Source organism: Protofrankia sp. CiP1_Cm_nod3 (assembly GCF_982290655.1).
Map to the genome: position 1 here is coordinate 48,418 of NZ_CEVIVD010000001.1, position 551 is coordinate 48,968.

The 551-nt window shown below is 73.7% G+C and carries 1 protein-coding gene; it reads left to right on the top strand.

Annotation, left to right across the window (positions count from 1 at the left end; translation table 11 throughout):
• Position 1: 1 nt before the first annotated feature.
• The coding region (locus tag AC5LUJ_RS00210) for a 2-keto-4-pentenoate hydratase (protein ID WP_493464288.1) at positions 2-551 on the top strand (550 nt) is incomplete at its 3' end.

The window sequence follows — 551 nt, forward strand, 5'->3', positions numbered from 1 at the left end:
CCTGGAGCGGTACCGGCAGGCAGCCGACCGGCTGACGGCGGCGGCCCGGCAGCGCCGGCCCTGCCCGCCCGTGCGGGACCTGCTGGGCGCGTCGGACATCGCCGCCGCGTACGCGGTGCAGCAGCTGCTCACCAAGGCGGCGGTGGGAGCCCACCGCCGCCTCGTCGGGCACAAGATCGGGCTGACCTCCCCCGCCGTCCAGCGACAGCTCGGCGTCGACCAGCCCGACAACGGCGTGCTCTTCGCCGACATGGCCAGGGCCGAGGACACCCCGATCGACCCGGCGGACCTGCTCCAGCCGCGGATCGAGGCCGAGGTGGCGTTCGTCCTCGGCGCCGGCCTCGACCAGCCCGATCTTGATCTTGGGACGGCGCGGGCCGCGGTGGCCCAGGTCCTGCCGGCGCTGGAGATCGTCGACAGCAGGATCGCGAACTGGGACATCAGCATCGTCGACACGGTCGCGGACAACGCCTCCTGCGGCCTGTTCGTCCTCGGCGCCCACCGCCAGCCGCTCGGCGACCTGGACCTGACCACCCTGACCATGGCCATGA